At 71.9% G+C, this 18,636-nt stretch carries 16 protein-coding genes; 5 read left to right on the top strand and 11 right to left on the bottom strand.

The features are described from left to right. Nucleotides 1-5 precede the first annotated feature (5 nt). Nucleotides 6-1,094 carry an FAD-dependent oxidoreductase gene (locus BLV96_RS33340; RefSeq protein ID WP_086673350.1) on the top strand — a complete coding sequence of 363 codons (1,089 nt, stop codon included), beginning with the start codon at nucleotides 6-8 and terminating at the stop codon, nucleotides 1,092-1,094. Between the two features lie 291 nt (nucleotides 1,095-1,385). Continuing rightward, complete coding sequence (locus tag BLV96_RS33335) at nucleotides 1,386-2,585, top strand: sensor histidine kinase (RefSeq protein ID WP_208608382.1); 1,200 nt, start codon at nucleotides 1,386-1,388, stop codon at nucleotides 2,583-2,585. 545 nt (nucleotides 2,586-3,130) lie between these two features. Here BLV96_RS33335 and BLV96_RS33330 read toward each other — a convergent pair. The 6 genes from BLV96_RS33330 to BLV96_RS33305 form a co-directional block, all read right to left on the bottom strand. Beyond that, on the bottom strand, nucleotides 3,131-3,475 hold the full coding sequence (locus tag BLV96_RS33330; RefSeq protein ID WP_086671261.1) for an RNA polymerase-binding protein RbpA: 345 nt from the start codon (nucleotides 3,473-3,475) through the stop codon (nucleotides 3,131-3,133). Between the two features lie 107 nt (nucleotides 3,476-3,582). After that, nucleotides 3,583-3,813, bottom strand: a complete 231-nt coding sequence (secG, locus tag BLV96_RS33325) for a preprotein translocase subunit SecG (RefSeq protein WP_086671259.1) — start codon at nucleotides 3,811-3,813, stop codon at nucleotides 3,583-3,585. 127 nt (nucleotides 3,814-3,940) lie between these two features. Beyond that, on the bottom strand, nucleotides 3,941-4,726 hold the full coding sequence (tpiA, locus tag BLV96_RS33320) for a triose-phosphate isomerase (protein WP_086671257.1): 786 nt from the start codon (nucleotides 4,724-4,726) through the stop codon (nucleotides 3,941-3,943). Next, nucleotides 4,726-5,940: a phosphoglycerate kinase gene (locus tag BLV96_RS33315; protein WP_086671255.1), complete on the bottom strand. Its 1,215-nt coding sequence runs from the start codon at nucleotides 5,938-5,940 to the stop codon at nucleotides 4,726-4,728. The genes tpiA and BLV96_RS33315 overlap by 1 nt, the downstream gene beginning before the upstream one ends. A 5-nt stretch (nucleotides 5,941-5,945) precedes the next feature. Then, a complete protein-coding gene (gap, locus tag BLV96_RS33310) occupies nucleotides 5,946-6,947 on the bottom strand; it encodes a type I glyceraldehyde-3-phosphate dehydrogenase (RefSeq protein ID WP_086671253.1) in 1,002 nt (333 codons plus the stop codon). 396 nt (nucleotides 6,948-7,343) lie between these two features. Further along, on the bottom strand, nucleotides 7,344-8,522 hold the full coding sequence (locus BLV96_RS33305; protein ID WP_086671250.1) for a winged helix DNA-binding domain-containing protein: 1,179 nt from the start codon (nucleotides 8,520-8,522) through the stop codon (nucleotides 7,344-7,346). A 71-nt stretch (nucleotides 8,523-8,593) separates the two neighbouring features. Between BLV96_RS33305 and BLV96_RS33300 the strand changes: the two genes are divergently transcribed. Next, entirely contained in the window at nucleotides 8,594-9,238 is a 645-nt protein-coding gene (locus BLV96_RS33300) for a LysE family translocator (protein ID WP_086671248.1), read from the top strand. Here the strand turns inward: BLV96_RS33300 and BLV96_RS33295 are convergent. The 5 genes from BLV96_RS33295 to BLV96_RS33275 are packed head-to-tail and all read right to left on the bottom strand — an operon-like array spanning nucleotide 9,219 to nucleotide 17,112. Continuing rightward, complete coding sequence (locus BLV96_RS33295) at nucleotides 9,219-9,545, bottom strand: ArsR/SmtB family transcription factor (RefSeq protein ID WP_086671246.1); 327 nt, start codon at nucleotides 9,543-9,545, stop codon at nucleotides 9,219-9,221. The two genes, BLV96_RS33300 and BLV96_RS33295, sit on opposite strands and share 20 nt — an antisense overlap. Next, on the bottom strand, nucleotides 9,542-10,330 hold the full coding sequence (locus tag BLV96_RS33290) for a TIGR03620 family F420-dependent LLM class oxidoreductase (RefSeq protein WP_086671244.1): 789 nt from the start codon (nucleotides 10,328-10,330) through the stop codon (nucleotides 9,542-9,544). The genes BLV96_RS33295 and BLV96_RS33290 overlap by 4 nt, the downstream gene beginning before the upstream one ends. A gap of 37 nt (nucleotides 10,331-10,367) precedes the next feature. After that, nucleotides 10,368-14,828, bottom strand: coding sequence for a coiled-coil domain-containing protein (locus tag BLV96_RS33285; protein WP_086671243.1), 4,461 nt, complete (start codon nucleotides 14,826-14,828; stop codon nucleotides 10,368-10,370). 11 nt (nucleotides 14,829-14,839) lie between these two features. After that, nucleotides 14,840-15,640: a hypothetical protein gene (locus BLV96_RS33280; protein WP_086671241.1), complete on the bottom strand. Its 801-nt coding sequence runs from the start codon at nucleotides 15,638-15,640 to the stop codon at nucleotides 14,840-14,842. Next, entirely contained in the window at nucleotides 15,640-17,112 is a 1,473-nt protein-coding gene (locus tag BLV96_RS33275) for a hypothetical protein (RefSeq protein WP_086671239.1), read from the bottom strand. The genes BLV96_RS33280 and BLV96_RS33275 overlap by 1 nt, the downstream gene beginning before the upstream one ends. Nucleotides 17,113-17,174: 62 nt before the next feature. Here BLV96_RS33275 and BLV96_RS33270 point away from each other — a divergent pair, with 62 nt between their 5' ends. Further along, nucleotides 17,175-17,612 carry a PPOX class F420-dependent oxidoreductase gene (locus BLV96_RS33270; protein ID WP_086671237.1) on the top strand — a complete coding sequence of 146 codons (438 nt, stop codon included), beginning with the start codon at nucleotides 17,175-17,177 and terminating at the stop codon, nucleotides 17,610-17,612. Nucleotides 17,613-17,651: 39 nt separating this feature from the next. Continuing rightward, complete coding sequence (locus BLV96_RS33265) at nucleotides 17,652-18,491, top strand: coproporphyrinogen III oxidase (RefSeq protein ID WP_086671235.1); 840 nt, start codon at nucleotides 17,652-17,654, stop codon at nucleotides 18,489-18,491. The last annotated feature ends 145 nt before the right edge of the window (nucleotides 18,492-18,636 follow it).

Below are 18,636 nucleotides of genomic sequence, written 5' to 3'. Positions count from 1 at the left end.
AAGCCATGAACTCCATCGCGATCGTCGGCGCCGGCCTCGGCGGCCTCGCCTGTGCCCGCGTCCTGCAGCTCCACGACATCGATGTCACCGTCTTCGAACAGGAAGCCTCGGCCGACGCCCGCCCCCAGGGCGGCACGCTCGACCTCCACGGCGACACGGGTCAGGTCGCCCTGCACACCGCCCAGCTCCACGAACCGTTCTGCGCCCTGGCCCGCCCCGAAGGCCAGCAGATGCGGGCCATCGACCCGCTCACCGGCGAAGTCGTCATGGACGAGGTACCGGCCGAAGGCGACGACTTCCGCCCCGAAATCGACCGCGGCCAGCTCCGCGGCATGCTCCTCGAATCGCTGAAGCCCGGCACCGTCCGCTGGGGACGTCCGATCACCGAGGTCGCGCCCGGCCGCCTCACCTTCGAAGACGGCGCGGGCCAGGACTTCGACCTGGTCGTCGGCGCGGACGGCGCGTGGTCCCGCGTCCGCGGGGCCCTCACCGGCGTCCGGCCCGAGTACAGCGGGGTCACGTTCGTCGAACTCGGCCTCGACGACGCCGACCGCCGTCACCCGGACCTCGCGACGCTGACCGGCCAGGGCACGCTGATGACGAAGGTCGACGGGAAGGCGCTCGTCGCGCAGCGCAACAGCGACGGCCACATCCGCTGTTACGCCATCTTCTACGCCCCCGAGGACTGGGCCGCGGGCCTCGACTTCGCCGACACCGCTGCGGTGCGCGCACACCTGCTGGAGCGCTTCGCCGGCTGGCACCCGAGCGTGCTCCGGTTCCTGACCGACCTCGACGGCGGGTTCACGCACCGGCCGCTGCACGTCCTCCCGGTGCCGCACGCGTGGACGCACACCCCCGGGCTCACACTGCTCGGCGACGCGGCGCACCTGATGCCGCCGCTGGGCGTCGGCGCGAACCTGGCGTTGCTGGACGGCACCGAGCTCGCCACGGCGCTGGCGACCGCGCCGAGCGTCGACGAAGCCGTCCGGGCCTACGAGACCGGGATGCTGCCGCGGTCGATCGAGACGGCGAAGGCGTGCGCCGGCGGCCTGCACGACCTGCTCAGCGACGACCTCCGGTCCATGGCGGCCTGATGACCCCTTGCCGGGCGACCACACGTGGGTAACATGATTCCCACGATGTGGTCGTCTTGGTGCACAGTACGGAGCAGTACTCCCACTCTCGGTAGCACACCTCCGCCGTCGTACCCCGGACGGAGCAGTCGACTACGGAATTCGGACGCCGGAACTCCGACAACGGGTGAAACTTACCGTCTTCGTACGCGACCTCGTTAGCATCCGCACATTTGTCCGTTGCTGCGCGTCCCGATCGGGCCCTGAGCACCTCTCACCAACAAGTCCACAAGACGAATGGGGTCGCCAGCGATGAGTACAGAGGGACTCTCGATTCCAGGCATCTCGATCGCCGGCTCGGGGCCATCGGCCGCCGAGCGGGTGCGCAAGCGCGGATTGAGCCTGTTCGGCTCGGTGCCGCGCCCCGCTGTGGTCACGTTCGCCATCGAGGCGGCCGCGGTCATCCTCGCCGTGCTCGACGTGTGGCTGGTGATCCCCGAGAAGGCCCAGCCCTATTCGATCTGGCTCTCCGGCGCCGCCTGTCTCGCGGTGGTGTTCCGCCGGAAGTTCCCGTTCCTCGCCGTGCTCGTCGCGGTCCCCGGGTTCCTCGCCGGGTGGGCGCAGCTGGCGTCGATGATCACGCTCGGCATGCTCGCCACCCGCCGCCAGCTGCACTGGCAGGTGTGGGTCGGCGCGGCGCTGGTGTGGTGCTGCCGGTTCGTGCAGTGGCCCCTGGAAGACTTCGCCGAGCTCAGCTGGCGCGAACACATCCTCGACGGCATCTACGGCGTCCTCGTCGCCGGCATGCCGATCGCGATCGGCCTGCTCATCGGGGCACGCGCCGAGGTTTCGAACAAGCTCGCCGAGCTGGCCACGAGCCGCGACCGCGAGCGCCGCTTCCACGCCGACGCCGTCCGCGCCGAAGAGCGCGCCCGGCTGGCGCGCGAGATGCACGACGTCGTCTCGCACCAGATCACGCTGATCGCGATGCAGGCCGGCGCGCTGCAGGCCCAGTCGACCGACGACCGGGCGCAGGAGACCGCGCAGGTCATCCGGACGCTGTCGAAGCGGACCCTGGAGGAGCTGCGGTCGCTGCTGAGCGTGCTGCGCGCGGGCGCCGACGACGACGGCCCGCGGCCCGGGATCAACGACCTCGACCGCCTGATCCGGACGTCGGAGGTGCCGGTGCACCTGTCGGTGGAGCACCTGCCGGAGGCGCTGCCGAACCAGGTGTCGGCGGCGGCGTACCGGACGGTCCAGGAGTGCCTGACGAACGTCCACAAGCACGCCCCGGGCGCGACGGCGACGATCCGCATCCAGGGTGAGCACGGGGCGCTCAAGATCGAGGTCCGCAACGAGCGGGCCCGCCGGACGGCGGAGTCGCTGCCATCGGGCGGGCACGGACTGACGGGGCTGGCCGAGCGGGCGCGGTTGCTGGGCGGGAGTTTCGAGACGTCCGGGATGGCGGACGGCGGGTTCCGCGTCCGGGCCCGGTACCCGCTGGACCGCTGAGGGCGGCCGCCGGCCCCCGGTCTCCAGTTTACCGGTGGGGTACGACGATTTCGGATTCGATGCAGCCGCGAACGGCGGATTCCGGACGTAATTGGGCCGGGAATCGCCGTTCGCGGCTTTTCTCGTGCGGAACTGTCGGTGCTTGCCGGTAGCGTGGAAATCGGGGGCGGGGCCCCGGAGCCGGCCCGTTCTGGGCAAAGCGGGGCGGGTGCCAGGACGTGCGGAATGCCGGCGAAGAGCCTTCGCGGCTTGGGCGGCCCGGAACTGCCAGCCGGTGCCTGGCCGGCGCGCGGAAATCGGGGCCTGGTCTGTCGGGGGGCCTCGGAGCCCGCCCGGTTTGCCGCCGAGCGGCGAACGCCGCGTGGGCCCTCGGGGCCGACCTCGGCAAAGCCGCGCGGCCGCCAAAGCCCTGAAGGAGGCCTTCACCGCCCTGGCTGCCCGGAACTGTCGGTGCTCGCCGGTAGCGTGGAAAACGGGGGCTGCTCAGGCCCTGAACGCGCGAAAAGCCACCCCGAGGTGTCCCGGGGTGGCTTCGGCCGCCGAACCTAGATGATCTCCCGGCGCTGGCGCAGGCGCTCGAGGGCTTCGGCCAGGATGGCCTCGCCGTCGGCGTCGCTGCGCCTCTCCTTCACGTACGCCAGGTGGGTCTTGTACGGCTCGGTCCGCGGGGCGGCCGGCGGGTTCTTCTCGTCCTGCCCGCCGGGGAGACCGCAGCGGGGGCAGTCCCACTCGTCGGGGATCTCCGCGTCGAGCGCGAACGACGGCCGGGCTTCGTGGCCGTTGGCGCACCAGTAGCCGACGCGGCGCCGCGGCGCCGATTCACCTCGTTCCGATTCGCCCGTAGGACCGGCACCCACCCGGGTGCCTCGAATCGCGTTACCGCCAACCATGAATCCTCACACCTAGGAATCGGCGGCGCGCCCCCCAATAGGCACGCCGAATCGCTGCGCCCTGCCGTCGTGACCCGGTCGCGATCGACGGCGGGGCGCCGGACGCCTCACACCTTGAGCAGCAGACCCAGGCCCACGATGCTGATCAGCCACACGGCGCCCAGCAGCAGGGTGATCCGGTCGAGGTTCTTCTCGGCCACGCTCGACCCGGCCAGGCTGGACTGCATCCCGCCGCCGAACAGCGACGACAGGCCACCGCCACGCCCGCGGTGCAGCAGAACCGCCACCACGAGGAAGACGCTGGAGACGATCAACAGGATTTGCAGGAACAGCTTCATGTCATCCTCTGGGCTCTAGGAGAATGCAGGGGTACGGCATGGTCGTTTCCGACCACCACCGTACCCCTGGACTCGTCCACTGCTGTGTGACGGACCGGATACACAGGTTACCCGGTCGTGGCCTCGATCAGGGCAGCGGCCCGCCCGCGGCGAGTGCGCAGAGTTTCGTGAACTCCTCGCCGTCGAGGCTCGCTCCGCCGACCAGGGCACCGTCGATGTTCTCGCAGCCCACCAGCTCGCTGATGTTGCCCGACTTCACCGACCCCCCGTAGAGCACCCGGACGGACGAAGCGACCTCGTCGCCGTACTTCTCCAGCAGGGTCGCCCGGATGGCCTTGCAGACCTCTTCGGCGTCCGCGGACGACGCGACCTTGCCGGTGCCGATCGCCCAGACCGGCTCGTACGCGACCACCACGTCCTTGACCTGCTCGGCCTTGAGGCCCTTCAGGCCCTCGATCAGCTGCGTCGTGGTGTGGTGGATGTGCTCGCCGGCCTCGCGGACCTCGAGCTTCTCCCCGATGCAGAGGATCGGCGTGATGCCGTGCTTGAGCGCGGCCTTGACCTTCTTGTTGACCAGCTCGTCGGACTCGGCGTGGTACTCGCGCCGCTCCGAGTGGCCGACGGTGACGAACTTGCAGCCCAGCTTCGCCAGCATCACGCCCGACACGTCGCCGGTGTAGGCGCCGGAGTCCTGCGGCGCGACGTCCTGCGCGCCATAGGTCAGCGAGAGCTTGTCGCCGTCGACCAGGGTCTGCACGCTGCGGATGTCGGTGAACGGCGGCAGCACCGCCACGTCGACCTTCGCGTAGTACTTCTCCGGCAGCGCGAAAGCGATCTTCTGGACGAGCGCGATCGCCTCGAGGTGGTTCTGGTTCATCTTCCAGTTGCCGGCGATGAACGGCTTGCGTGCCACTAGTTCTTCTCCTCCAGCGCCGTGACCCCCGGCAGTTCCTTGCCCTCGAGGTACTCCAGGGAGGCGCCGCCACCGGTGGAGATGTGCGAGAAGCCGTCCTCGGGCAGGCCCAGCTGCCGCACCGCGGCGGCCGAGTCGCCGCCGCCGACCACGGTGAACGCGTCGCTCTTCACGAGGGCTTCGGCGACGGCCCGGGTGCCGCCGGAGAAGGCCTCGAACTCGAACACGCCCATCGGGCCGTTCCAGAACACGGTCTTGGCGTCGGCCAGCTTGCCGGCGAACAGCTCCCGGCTCTTCGGGCCGATGTCGAGCCCCTGGCGGTCGGCCGGGATCGCCGTGGCGTCGACGACCTCGTGCTCGGCGTCGGCCGAGAACTCCGTCGCGGCCAGCACGTCGACCGGCAGGACCAGTTCGACGCCGCGCTTCTCGGCCTCGGCGAGGAAGCCCTTGACCTGGTCGAGCTGGTCGGCCTGCAGCAGCGACTGGCCGACCTCGTGGCCCTGGGCCTTGAGGAACGTGTACGCCATGCCGCCGCCGATGAGCAGCCGGTCGACCTTCGTCAGCAGGTTCGCGATGACGCCGAGCTTGTCGGACACCTTCGCGCCGCCGAGGACGACCACGTACGGCCGCTTGACGTCGTCGGTCAGCTTCTGCAGCACGTCCAGCTCCGCCAGCACCAGGCCGCCCGCGTACGCCGGCAGCACCGACGCGACCTCGTAGACCGAGGCCTGCTTGCGGTGGACGACGCCGAAGCCGTCGGAGACGAACGCGCCGCCGGGGACGAGCGCGCCCAGCTCGGCGGCCAGCTCGGAGCGGTCCACGGCGTCCTTGCTGGTCTCGCGTGCGTCGAAGCGCACGTTCTCCAGCAGGACGACGCCGCCGTCGGCCAGGCCGCCGGTCAGCGCCTTCGCGGACTCGCCGACCAGGTCACCGGCCAGCGCGACCTCGGCGCCGAGCAGCTCGGAAAGCCGCTTGGCGACGGGCGCGAGGGTGTACTTCGGGTCCGGCTCACCCTTCGGGCGGCCGAGGTGCGCGGTGACGACGACCTTCGCGCCCGCGTCGGCGAGCTTCTTGATCGTCGGCAGAGCCGCGCGGACCCGGCCGTCGTCGGTGATGCGATCCCCGTCGAGCGGGACGTTCAGGTCGGAACGCACGAGTACGTACCGGCCCTGGACGCCCTCGCCCAGCAGGTCGTCGAGGTTCTTGACGGACATCCGGCTCAGAGCTTCGAGCCGACGAGCTTGATCAGGTCCGCGAGGCGGTTGGAGTAGCCCCACTCGTTGTCGTACCAGCCGACGACCTTGACCTGGTTGCCGATGACCTTGGTCAGCGGCGAGTCGTAGATGCAGGACGCCGGGTCGGTGACGATGTCCGAGGACACGATCGGGTCGACCGAGTAGCGCAGGATGCCGGCGAGGGGGCCCTCGGCGGCGGCCTTGTAGGCGGCGTTGATCTCGTCGACCGTGGCGGCCTTCTTCAGCGTGACCGTGAGGTCGGTCGCCGAGCCTGTCGGCACCGGGACGCGCAGGGCGTAGCCGTCCAGCTTGCCCAGCAGCTCCGGCAGCACGAGGCCGATCGCCTTGGCGGCACCGGTCGAGGCCGGGACGACGTTCAGGGCGGCGGCGCGGGCGCGGCGCAGGTCCTTGTGCGGGCCGTCCTGCAGGTTCTGATCCTGCGTGTAGGCGTGGATCGTGGTCATCAGGCCCTGCTCGATGCCGAAGGCGTCGTTGAGGACCTTGGCCAGCGGGCCGAGGCAGTTGGTGGTGCACGAGGCGTTGGAGATGATCACCTGCGAGCCGTCGTACTTCTCGTCGTTGACGCCGAGGACGACGGTCAGGTCCTCGCCCTTGGCGGGCGCGGAGATGATGACCTTCTTGGCACCGCCGGCGATGTGCGCCTTGGCGGCGTCGGCGTTGGTGAAGAAGCCGGTCGACTCGACCACGACGTCCACGCCCAGGTCGCCCCAGGGCAGGTTGGCCGGGTCGCGCTCGGCGAGGGCCTTGATGGTCTTGCCGTCGACGACGATGCCCTCGTCGCTGACGCTGACCTCACCCGGGAACCGGCCCAGGATGGAGTCGTACTTCAGCAGGTGGGCCATGGTCGCGACGTCGCCGAGGTCGTTGAACGCGACGACCTCGATGTCGTGGCCGCTGGCCTGCACGGCGCGGAAGAAGTTGCGGCCGATGCGGCCGAAGCCGTTGACACCTACGCGAACGGTCACTGCTGCCACTCCTCTGAGGATCGGCCGGGAGTCCCGGCCGTGACTTGCGGGCTCGCGGCAACCCTAGCGTGCGGGCATGCGCGTCCCTGACTGCCCTGACGAGACTTCCACCACTTGGCGAACGGGTCAAGAATCGATTAAGAAGCCGCGTGGTCCCGCAGCGCTTCCGGCGGGCGTACCACGGTGGACCACCGGAGGTGCGCGGTCCGGGGCGCGGGACCGGTTCCGGCAGGTTACAACAGGTGGGACCGAGCACGCGGAAGTGTGCGGACCAGAGGGCTGGACCGATCCAGCGGCGACACCGGCGAGAGACCGGAAAAGGCCGATTCGAAGAAGGTCCGCGGCGGCTCCGGAGCGAGCGTGAGGTCGATGACTCGACCGATCCAGCGCCATCGCCTACGCCGTCAGCTCGCGTTCGAGCGGGGTGCGGAACCGCGGCACGGCCCGGACCTCCCCGTACCAGCTCGCGCACCGGTCCGCCTCCTCCTCGACCCTCGCCGCGACCTCCGTCCCCACGTCCTCCAGCAGCCGGTACGCGATCTCGCCCGACGAACGCTGGGCCCACCCGCCGACCACCCGCCCCGACGCCCAGATCGTCGGGCCGACGTTGCCGCTGCGGTCGAACAGCGCCGGGCGGTGCGGGCCCAGGAACCAGTCGCGCTCCTGCCAGCCCATCGGTGTCGGGTCCAACGCCGGCAGGAACGCCACCCAAGGCGGTGGTGAAGGCACCGGCTCCACGTCGTCCGCCGGCACGATCCCCGGCACGCCCTCCAGGTCCACCTCCACCGGGGACACCGCCGCCAAGGCCTTCTTCGTCTGGCCGGCCGTCCAGCCCGTCCACCAGCGCAGGTCCGCGACCGGCGCCGGGCCGTACGCGTGCAGCCAGCGGCGGGCCAGCTCCGCCCGCGCCTCCTCCGCGTCCCACGACGGCAACCCCGGCGCCCAGGCATCCAGGGGGTGCCACACGTACTGGCTGCTGATCCAGCTGCCCCGGGGCCGGCCGCGGGCGATCCGGCCGTCGGCCGCCAGGAGGAACAGCACCCGGCTCGTCACGTTGCCGATCGCTTCGTACGGCTTCCCCGGCGCCATCCGCAGTTGCTGGCGCAACCGCGGCTCGTCCTCGCTCAGCTGCTGCGCCGTCGCCGAACCGCGGGCGCGCAACGCCGCCTCGACCGACGCCTCGACGTCCACCAGCCACTTCCCCGGTTCCGGCACGTTCTCCGGGTGCCCCTGCTGCCCCAGGTGCTGTTCGAGGAGCTTCCGCTGCTTGACGGCGATGTCCGCCGAGCACCCGGCCTGCACGAGCGCCGCCGTGTCCAGGGTCGTCACGAACACCGTGCGGCGCATGCCGAGCATCCGCAGCAACGTCCGGTCGTCGTACAACGCTTGCTCGACAAGGGAAACCCCGGGTGTCGCGAGCCGCGCGGACGCCGACAGGTGCACGGTCGCCGGGTCCGTGGCGTGCAGGGCCACGACCCCGGCCACGGCGTCGGCGACCGTGGCCGCGGGCGCGGCCAGGTGGTGGCGGACCGCGAGGCGGGCCCGGCGCTGCGAGGTGGTGATCTTCGGAGGCACGGAAAATGGATACCACCCGGCACCGACAAAAACCGCTGGTCGCCTGGCCAGGACACCCTTACGCTCACGAAATGGTTTCCGGTGCGCACTTGGCGGCCTTCGCCGCACTGACGTTCCTCATGGTCGTCGTCCCCGGGCCGAGCGTGCTGTTCACCATCAGCCGCGCGCTCACGGTCGGCCGGCGCGACGCCCTGCTCACCGTCGTGGGCAACTCCGCCGGTGTCTACACGCAGGTCGTCGCGGTCGCCTTCGGCCTCGGCGCGCTCGTGACGACGTCGGCCGCGGTCTTCACCGCCATCAAGATCGCCGGCGCGCTCTACCTCGTCTACCTGGGCATCCAGGCCTTCCGGCACCGCCGGAAGCTGACCGACGCCATGGCCGCGAAGGTCCCCAGCACACCCGGTCGCGTCCTGACCGTGCTGCGCGACGGGTTCGTCGTCGGCTTCGCCAACCCGAAGTCGATCGTGTTCCTCGCCGCGCTGCTCCCCCAGTTCGTCGACCCGGCTGCCGGGTCCGTGCCGGTCCAGATGCTGCTGCTCGGCCTGTGCCTGCCCGCGATCGCGCTCGCCACCGACAGCGCGTGGGCGCTGGTCGCCGGCACCGCGCGCGCCTGGTTCGCCCGCTCGCCGAAACGCCTGGAAATGGTCGGCGGCACCGGCGGTCTCGTGATGATCGGCCTCGGCACCGGGCTGGCGTTCACCGGCCGGGGTGACTGAGCACCAGGTCGAGCAACCCCGGGAAGGCGGCGTCGAATTCGGGGCGCCGCAAGCGGTTCAGCCGCCGCGGGCCTTCGTCGCGCTGCTCGATCAACCCGGCCGCGCGCAGGACCCCGAAGTGGTGGCTGAGCGTCGCCTTCGCCACCGGCAGGTCGAACGTGCCGCACGCCTTCGTCCACTCCGGCACTTCGGCGAGCGAGCGCAGGATGCTGCGGCGCACGGGGTCGGCGACCGCGGCGAGGGCGTCCTGCAGGGACACCTCCGCCGGGACGCCGTGCGTGAGGCCGCGAGCCCGGGCCGAGGTCACCGCACGGCCTCCGCCAGCGCCGGCCACCACTCGCGGGGCAGGTCCGCGGCCGGGACGACGACCTGGTCCGCCCCCGCCGCCCGGTACTCGCGCAGGCGGGCGACGACCGCGTCGAGGTCGCCGCGCACAGTCAGCCCGTCGACCAGGCGGTCCGACAGGGCCGCGATGTCGGCGTCGGTGAAACCCATGCGGCGGAAGTTGTTCGCGTAACCGGGCATCCCGGCCAGGAACCGCAGCGAACCGCCGCGGGCGCGTTCGCGAGCCGTCGCCGCGTCGGGCTCCGGGACGACGTTCAGCAACACGACGAGCTGCCGTCCGGCGCCGAGGATCTCGCGGGCCGAAGCGACATAGTCCGTCGTCACCAGGAACGGGTACGCGCCGGCCGCGCGGTCGCGGGCCAGCTCCAGCATCTTCGGGCCCAGCGCGGACAAGATGCGTTCCGACGGGGGGACCGTGTCGTCCAGCTCATCGAGGTAGTCGTTCAGGGTGGCCAGCGGACGCGGGCCGTGGGCGCCGCCGAGGCCGACGACGAACCGCCCGGCCGGCAGGTCCGCGTACGCCGCGGCGACCGCGGCGGCGGGCACCCGGTCGACCGGCAGGATGCCGCTGGCCACCGGGATCTTCGCGGTCCCGTGGACCACGTCGGTGATCAGCGGCAGGTTGCTGCCCTGCCCGCCCGGCAGCCACAGCGCGGCGTAGCCCAGCTCCTCCAGCTCGGCGGCGGCCGAGACGGTCTCCGGGCCGGTCGTGCTCAGTGTGGCGCCCAGCGCCCCCAGGTTCGTCATGCGCCGGGCAACCACGGAACCCCGGCGGATGTTCCCGTCAGGCCGGTTGTTCGTCCTCAGCGGAATCGGCGGGATCTTCGGCCGGCCGCGTGAACATCCGGGTCGCCGAAAGCCGCGCGACGCCGTCGGGGTCGCCCAGGTCGTCGAGGGAGTTGCGGATCGTCGAGTCCACCGACAGGTACTTGCGGCCCGCCCGCAGGTCGGCGTCGTTGCGCAGCCGCACGATGAGCGGGAACTCCGACAGCGCGCCCGCGTCGAACAGGCCCGTCGTGTAGATGAGCTGCACACCGAGCGCTTCGGCGACCGCCCGCTGCAGTTCCAGGAGGTACCCGGCGGACGCGCGGCCGATCGGGTTGTCCAGGAACAGCACGCCCGAGTGCCGGTTGCGGACCTTGCCGCGGTTGTTGGCCCGCAACGCCGCCAGCGTGCAGTAGAGGATGATCGCCGCGGTCAGCTGCTGGCCGCCGGAGAAGACGTCGCGGATTTCCGAGACGCGCTGGCGTTCGGTCCGCAGCACCGAGTCCGGCTTGAGCATGTCGACGCGGAAGCCCTTGGGCGCCGCGGCCCGGACCCCGCGCAGCACCAGGGAAAGCCCGTCGCGCTTGACGTCCCGGCCGTCGGCGGTCTTGCCGACCGCGGCCTCGTCGACGACCTCGCCGAGCTTCTCGGTGAGCGCGTTGTCCTCCAGCTCGGTGAACCGGATGCGCAGGAACTCCTGCCCGGACCAGTCGCCGAGCCCGTCGGGCAGCCGCGAGACGCGCTGGGCCGAACGCAACGTCCGGAGCGCGCCGTCGACCATGCCCTGCAGGCGCGTGATGATGCCGCCGCGGTGCCGGTCGATCTGCGCGAGGTCGTCGGTGAGCGACCGCAGCCGCGGCCGCAGCGCCTCGGCCCACTCGGCGGCGTGCGCCGGGAGCTGGTCGCGCTTGACCGAGATGACCTGCTGGCGCACCGGCGTGCTCAGCTTCTCGAACCGCTTCTCGGTCGCGTACTGCGCGAGCTGGTCGGCGGCCGCGCGCACCCGGCGGTCGCCCGCGTCGGCGGCTTCCTGGGCCTGGCCGTGCGTCGCGTTGAGCCGGCTGTGCTGGGCGCGGGCGGTCTCGACGTCGCCGTCGTAGGCGGCCGCGTCGGTGTCGGTGACCAGGTGGGCCATCGATTCGGCGAGCAGCGCGAACCCCGAGGCGGAGTTGCGAGCCGACTCCAGCGTCGCCTCGGCCGCCGCCCGGCGTTCCTGCAGTTCTTCCCACTTCCGCGCGGCCGCCGACGCCTCCAGGCCGGCCGCGTCGATCAGCTCCAGGCCGTGCTCGATGTCCCGCGGCTTCTCGCCGTTGACGCCGTTCTGCAGCGGCAGCGCGTCCAGCTCGGCGCGCCGCGTCGAGACGAGCCCGATGGCTTCGGTGCGCTCGTCCTCCAAGCCGTCGACGACGCGGCGGGCGCGGGCCAGAGCGGCCGCCCGCGCCGAGGCGTCGGAACCGTCGGGGGTCTCCAGCAGCTCGGCCGCGCGGACCCGGACGGCCTCGTCGAGGGACTCCACGGCCGAGCCCGCGGCCGCTTCGGCGGACTCGGCCTGCTCCAGCTCCGCCCGCAGGTCGCTGCCGACCTCGACCTTCGCGTACGACTCGGACGCCGACAGGTACGTCCGCCGCAGTGCATCGACCGGCTCGGCCGGCACCGGGCCTTCGGCGGCGTCGGCCGCGCCGGGCACCTCGGCGAGTTCGGCGCGCGCGGTGGTCGCCGTCCGGCGGTGGCCGTCGGCGGTGCGCTGCTCCTCCCCCGCCTGCTCGCGCAGCCGCGCGGCCTTGCCCGCCGCGTCGGCGGCCTGCAGGTCGGCGCGCTCGGCGACCTCGGTGGCGCGCTCGACGTCTTCGGTCCATTCGGTGATCCGCGCGCTGCGGACCCCCAGCTCCCCGAGCCGCCGGGCGCGTTCCTCGGCTTCGGTCGCGGCCGCGCGGAGTTCGGGGACGCGCTCGCGCAGTGACACGGCTTTTTCGCTCAGCCGCGCGAAGTCCGCGTCGGCCTGCTCCAGCGCCGTGCGCGCGGTCTCGCGTGCGGTCCGGGCCGCCTGGGCCTGCTCGGCCAGGGTCGCGACGGCGCCGGGCGGGTAGTCCTCGCGCCAGGTCGTGAGCTTCCACGTCAACGCGCCGTCCGCGGACAGCTTGGCGGACAACGCTTCGAGGCGCCGCTGCCGTTCGGTGTGCCGCCGGGCCACGGCTTCCCGCTCGGCGTCGGCGGCTTCTTCGTCGTACATCGCGGGGTTCGGCGGCACGAGGAACTCCACGCCGGGCGCAGCGGGCACCTCGGCCAAGAGCGCTTCGGTGGTGCCGACGGCGATGGTCGCGGACGGCAGCAGCCGCCGCTTCGTGAGCACCTCGCGGGCGCGGTCCACGTGCGCGGCGTCGTTCAGCAGCACTCCGGACACCAGCTGCGGCAGGCTTTCCAGCACCTCAGCCCGACGTGATGCGTCCAGTTTGGACAGATAGCGCCAGCCGGACCACGCCGTGATCCCGGCTTCTTCCAGGGCGTCCAACGCGGCCTGGACGTCCTCCGGCGGCGGCAGCAGCCCACCGGACCCGAGTGCGGCCAGCGCGCGTTCGTCGGCGGACTCCTCCATCCGCAGCGCGGTCTGCTCCTTCTCGACCGCCGCGCTCGCCTCGCGCAGCCGTTCCAGCAGCACCGGCAGATCGCTCTCCAGAGCGACGTCGTCCGCGCCGAGCAGCTCGATCAGCCGCCCTTCCGCGGCCAGCGCATCGGTGCGGCGGTGGGCGCGGTCGAGGTCCTCGGTGGCGCGCTCGAAGCGGTCCTGGGTGGTGCCCGCGAGCTGGTGCGCCTCGTTCACGGCCCGTTGCGCCGCTTGGAGATCCGCCGCGACGCGGTCGAGTTCCTGCTCGCGCCGCGCGAGTTCGGCGGTGGCCGCTTCGGCGGCGCTACGGGCGGCGCGGGACGCTTCGGCGACGTCGGCCCCCGACGGCAACAACCCCGCTCGCACGGCGTTCTGGACTTCTTCGCGCAGCTCGGTGATCCGCGTGGTCAGCCCGCGTGCCTCGGCCCGCCGTCCGGCGGCGAGGTTGGCGGCCTCGTCGCGTTCGGTCTGGGCCTTCTCGGCTTCGGCCCGCAACGCGCCCGCGTGCGCTTCGGCCTTGTCGGCCTGACGCTGGGCGTCCTGCGCGAGCGAGTGCAACCCGCGCGCGAGTGCCGAAGCGGCGTCGTTGCGTGCCTTCAGGGCCGGCCGCGCCTTCTCTTCGCGGTTGCCGACCAGTTCGCGCAGGTCCTTGGCCTTGCGGGCCGCGTTCAGCGAGTTGAGCACGGTCGCCGTCTCGCGCCACGCTTCCGCGGCGGTCTTCGCCGAAGCGAGTTCGCCGTCGACGCGCTTGCGGGCCTCCTGGGCTTCGTCCAAGCGCAGCACGGCGACCAGGCGACGCAGCTCGGTGACGGCCGCGGCGAGCCGCCGGTGGTCGCCCTCGGCGAGCTTCTCCGCGGACTTGACCTCGGTGACGTGGTCCTCGAGCCCGGACAGCCGCGCGTTCTCGAGCTCGTTGCGCGCGACGACGCGCCCGGCCAGCGACGCCATGTCGGCTTTCGCTGACTCGGCGATCTTGCGCGACTCGGCGGCGACGCCTTCTTCGGCGGCCAGCGGGCCCAGCAGATCCAGAGCGCCGGCGACGAAATCGCGTTCCGACAACAGGTCCCCGCGCTGGGCGAGGTTGTTCGAGTAGGTCGCGACGACCTCGGCGAGGTCCTTCGGCTCGTCCTCGGAGATCACCGCTTTCAGCAGGAACTCGACGAACGCGTCGTCGGTGCCGAAGGCGAACGCGTCCGCCGCCTCGCCCTCGCCGGCGTTCATCGCGCGCTGGTAGCGGAACAGCTCGGTGTCGAGGCCGAGGGTGTCCAGGCGGCCGGTCCACTCGTGGTGGCGCCGCGTCCAGGACAGCTCCAGCTCGGGCTCGGCCAGCTGCGCCGCGGCGAGCTTGTCGTGGAAGCCGGACATGGTGAGCAGCCGGCCGTCCTGGGTCATCGGCAGGGAGTCGAGCCCCAGCGCGACGGTCGGGCGGAAGCAGTACCAGGAGTCGGCGAGGTTTTCGGAGTCGGCGGACACGACGTGCCCGCGCCACTCGGAGACCTTGCCGGTGATGATCCGGTGGCCGCTCTCGACGTGCAGCCACTCCAGCACGACGTGCGAGACGTCCTTGGCGGCGACGAACTTCTCGAGCACCTTCGTGCTGGTGGTGCCGACGACCTGGCGACGGCCGGGGAGCATGACCGAGAAGATCAGCTTGATGAGGACGGACTTGCCGCCGCCGTTCTCGAGGAACAGCACGCTGGCCGGCGACGGGCGGCGCAGCTCGGCCGGGCCGGTCGCGTGGATGCCGGCGCTGAACAGGGCGTCCTGCTGGGGCGCGGTGATCTTGGCGCCGACGCCGCTGAAGTCGAGCACGACGTCCTGGTAGCGGGCACCCGCCGGGCCCACGGAATGCAGGCGGACCCGCGAAAGCTCGTACATCTACTCCCCTTTTACAGCGTGTCCGACGAGGTCGCGCGCAGCGTGCCCCCGGCGTTCGCGACGGCCACGACGTCGAGGGACAGGAGGTCGTCGAAGGCGGCGTCGGCGGCGAGTTCGCGGACCTGGATCTGGTAGCGCGGCGTGGTCCGGTAGGTGCCGCCCTGTTCGTCGCTCACCGGGACCAGGAAGCCCTGGTCGGCGAGGAAGCGCAGAGCGCGGCTGACCATGCCGCGGGTGGTGTCGGCGGCGAGGCGGCCGTCTTTCGTGGCCGCCGCGGCCGGGCGCCTCGTGTACGCGCGCCAGGCCTGTTCGAGCTCGGGTGCGTCGGCCAGGGGGTCGTTGTTGGCTTCGGCCGCCGCGGCGCGTTCGTCGAGCATGCGGGCGGCTTCGCGGACCATCGCGTCGACCTGCTCGACGCTGACGCGGCCGATGTAGGTGTCGTTGGCGAGGTCGTCGGGACGCGGGTAGCCGAGTGCGGCGGTGGCGAGGTGGATGAGGCCGTGGAGGACCTTCTCCGTCTCGCGGCGCTCGCGGATCTTGGCCTGGCGGGCGTAGGAGTCCATCTTGATCTCGAAGACGGACTCGTCGGTGGCGGCGAGGACCGCGCCGGCCTGCTGGTTGACCTCGAGGACCATGAGGCCGAGCCCGGCGGCGACGGCGTGGGTGAGGGCCTTGAACGCGTTGTCCTCGCCGTAGCGGCGGACGAGGTCGCCGTAGACGACGTCACGGGCCGGCAGCTGCTTCGGCCGCATGCCGAAGGCGACCAGCCGGGCCGCGGCTTCGGCGTCCACGCTGCTGTGGGACAGCGCCATTACGCGACTTCCTCTTCTTCGTCGGCCCGCTCGACGGCGGCGGTGGACAGGAGCAGGTCGGCGCCGCCGAAGTCCGGGTCGTCGAGGAGCGTGCCGTCGTCGACGGCGAGCAGCACCGAGCGGTCGCCCTGGCGGCGGGCCGCGCCGACCCCGGGACTGTAGGCGTGGACCGCGCGCAGCGCGACCAGGGCGGCGAGGCCCGGCTGGCGGCTGCGGCGGGCTTCTTCGAGGAGCCCGGAGAGCCGGCGCGGCACTTCGGGCAGGTCGAGGAGCTCGTCGGCGGCGCGCCAGACGTCGTCGCCGAAGCGGTCGGTGGTTTCGGCGGGCATGAGCTCCGGCTCGGGGATCTCCCCGACGAGCTGGTCGCGTTCGGGAGCCTGGCGCAGCAGCAGCGAGACCAGCGACGACAGCGACGGCACGACCGGTGCGGTGATGCCGGCGGCGGCGTGGAAGAAGTGCTCGGCGGGCGCGACGGCGTCGGCCAGCGGCAGCCCGAGGGTCGGGACGAGGAGCTGGCCGAACAGGTCGAGCGTGGCGCGCTGGGGCGGGCCGGAGAACTGCTGGCGGTCCTGCTCGGCGCGGAAGACCGCGCCCGCGTCCGCGAGCCGGGACTGCAGGCGGGTGTGCCGGCGGATGCAGTCGCCGACGATGTCGACGAGCTCGGCGGCGCGGCGCTTGCGGTCGAGGTCCTCGGTCTCGTCGCGGGCGGTGGTGATGTTCTTGAGGATGGCGTTCTCGGCGCGGAAGCGGGCTTCGATGTGGCTGAGCGCGCTGTCGAGCAGCTCGGGGACCTCGCGTTCCCAGTCGACCGACCGGACGTCGCGGCGGGTCGCGTCGAGTTTCGCGCGCAGCGTCTCGCCGTACTGGACGGTCCGGTAGCGGGCCTGCTCGGCGGCGAGCTTGGCGTCGGCCAGCCGGCCGCGGTTGATCAGGTTCTCGAGCTTGACCTCGGCGGCGATCTGCGCGGACTCGACGTCGGTGTCGAGGGCGCCCACGAGGACGTTGATGGCCTCGTCGGTGGCGCGCAGGTAGACCTCGCCGTCCGGGGCGGCCAGCTCGACCAGCAGCTTGAAGTCGAACTGGCGCCGCTGGTAGCCGCCGGGCCCGATCGAGCCGTAGACGCGCCGGAAGCCGCGGTCGGTGGTCCCGACGTTGATGAGGTTGTCCAGGACCCACTTGGCCACCCGGACGTGCTCCTCCGGCATCCGCGACGGCGCCTGCTGGGCGATGAAGGGCAGCAGGCGGTCGATGACCTCGTCGTGGCCGGCGCCGGTGTCGAAGTCCATGGCGATGGTGACCTGGTCGATCGTGTGCAGCGCGATCTCGGCCATCTGGTAGACCGTGGCGTCGGCCCAGTCGAGCTTCGCCTTCCGCGCGTCCAGGTCGTGCAGCGGCGCGGTGCAGGCCAGCGCCTTGAGGCGGCGCGTCAGCCCCTCGTCGGCCAGTCCTGTTCCCCCGGTGTCGTCTCGCACAGCAGGCCAGGCTAGTCGGCCACCCTCTGCGCACGCGCGGGTGACGGGCTAACGTCGCTCACATGCGTGAGATGAGCCGTGACGAGTGGTGGCAGTTCGCGTCGGAGGGCACCCGAACGGGCAAGATCGCCGTGGTCCGCGCCAACGGCGCCCCGATCGTCGCCCCGATCTGGTTCCTGCTGAACGAGGGACCGGACGGGGACGAGCTGATCTTCAACACCGGCACCGAGACCCTCAAGGGCAAGGCCATCACCCGGGACGGGCGGATCTCCCTCGTCGTCGACGACCAGGCGCCGCCGTACTCGTACGTGCAGTTCACCGCCGAGGCGCGGCTGACGCACGACCACGCCGAGACCCTCGAATGGGCGACCCGCCTCGGCGCCCGGTACATGGGCGCCGAACGGGCCGAGGAGTACGGCAAACGCAACGCCGTCCCCGAGGAGGCACTCGTCCGGGCGAAGATCACCAAGGTCGTCGCGCGGGCCGAAATCGCCGGCTGACGTCGGTTCGCTGGTACCCTCGCCGACGGGGGTGGGGGCATGCTTCCGGGTGAGGACGACAGACGTGACGCCGTCAAGGCGATCCTGAGCTCAGGTCAGCGCGAGCTGGTCGCCGAGCTGGACCGGCTGGACGGCGGGGCCCGCTTCGGCCGCGGCCGGGTACAACTGCTGGAGGACGGCGACGTCTTCGAGCGCGCCGCGGTCGCCGTGACGTCGGCGGCCGACAGCGACTTCTTCACCAGCGGGCTGTCGGTCGTCCTGCACCCGCGCAACCCGTGGGTCCCGGCGTTGCGGGCGTCCTTCCGGTACTGCGAATCCGGCGACGCGTGGTGGTTCGAAGGCGCCGCGGAACTCCTGCCGTGCTACGGCTTCGCCGAGGACGCGGCCCACTTCCACCGGGTGCTCAAGAACCACTGCGACACGCTCGACCCGGCGTTCCACGCGCAGGCGAAGCGGGCCGCCGACGACCGGTTCCGGCTCCCCCACCGCGCCGAGCCGCACGGGATCGGCGGCATCGCGTTCGACCACCTGAGCCCGTCCGGCCCGCACGGCTGGCGACGCGGAGCGGCGTTCACGGCGGCGGGCATCGCGACGATCGCGCCGGCGTACCTCCCGATCGTCCGGCGGCGGCGGGACCTGGCGCACGGTGAGCGTGAGCGGCAGTGGCAGCTGCACCGCCGCGGCCGGTTCGTGGAGTCCGCGCTCTTCCACGCGGCCTCGGCCCCGAGGGACGACGCCGAGGCCGTGTTGGCGGCGCTGCCGCCGCTGGTCCGGTGGGACGCCGGGTTCACGCCGGAGCCGGGGAGCCCGGAGGCGGAGCTGGCTTCGTTCCTGGTGCCGCGCGACTGGGCGGGCGAAACCGCCGCGGTGGTCGGCTGAGACCAAGCACCGGTGAGCGGGAAACCCTTCTTCACCAAGGGTGAGCGCCCGTGTCGAGTATTGACACGGCCCGCTCGGAGGGTGTGAGATCTGTCCCTATAGATAGGAAACTTTCCTAACTATTAGGTCCGATTCCGGTGGTCCG

It is taken from the genome of Amycolatopsis pretoriensis (assembly GCF_900107925.1).
GTDB lineage: Bacteria > Actinomycetota > Actinomycetes > Mycobacteriales > Pseudonocardiaceae > Amycolatopsis > Amycolatopsis pretoriensis.
The sequence above is the reverse complement of the archived record's forward strand: the minus strand, read 5'-3'. Positions and strand labels throughout refer to the sequence as shown.

Coding starts and splice junctions, on each gene's coding strand:
- BLV96_RS33300 (WP_086671248.1), top strand. CDS start 8,594: ATGGTTTCCGGTGCGCACTTGGCGGCCTTCGCCGCACTGACGTTCCTC.
- BLV96_RS33280 (WP_086671241.1), bottom strand. CDS start 15,640: ATGGCGCTGTCCCACAGCAGCGTGGACGCCGAAGCCGCGGCCCGGCTG.
- secG (WP_086671259.1), bottom strand. CDS start 3,813: ATGAAGCTGTTCCTGCAAATCCTGTTGATCGTCTCCAGCGTCTTCCTC.
- BLV96_RS33285 (WP_086671243.1), bottom strand. CDS start 14,828: ATGTACGAGCTTTCGCGGGTCCGCCTGCATTCCGTGGGCCCGGCGGGT.
- BLV96_RS33340 (WP_086673350.1), top strand. CDS start 6: ATGAACTCCATCGCGATCGTCGGCGCCGGCCTCGGCGGCCTCGCCTGT.
- BLV96_RS33330 (WP_086671261.1), bottom strand. CDS start 3,475: ATGGTTGGCGGTAACGCGATTCGAGGCACCCGGGTGGGTGCCGGTCCT.
- BLV96_RS33315 (WP_086671255.1), bottom strand. CDS start 5,940: ATGTCCGTCAAGAACCTCGACGACCTGCTGGGCGAGGGCGTCCAGGGC.
- BLV96_RS33290 (WP_086671244.1), bottom strand. CDS start 10,330: ATGACGAACCTGGGGGCGCTGGGCGCCACACTGAGCACGACCGGCCCG.
- BLV96_RS33270 (WP_086671237.1), top strand. CDS start 17,175: ATGCGTGAGATGAGCCGTGACGAGTGGTGGCAGTTCGCGTCGGAGGGC.
- BLV96_RS33265 (WP_086671235.1), top strand. CDS start 17,652: ATGCTTCCGGGTGAGGACGACAGACGTGACGCCGTCAAGGCGATCCTG.
- BLV96_RS33335 (WP_208608382.1), top strand. CDS start 1,386: ATGAGTACAGAGGGACTCTCGATTCCAGGCATCTCGATCGCCGGCTCG.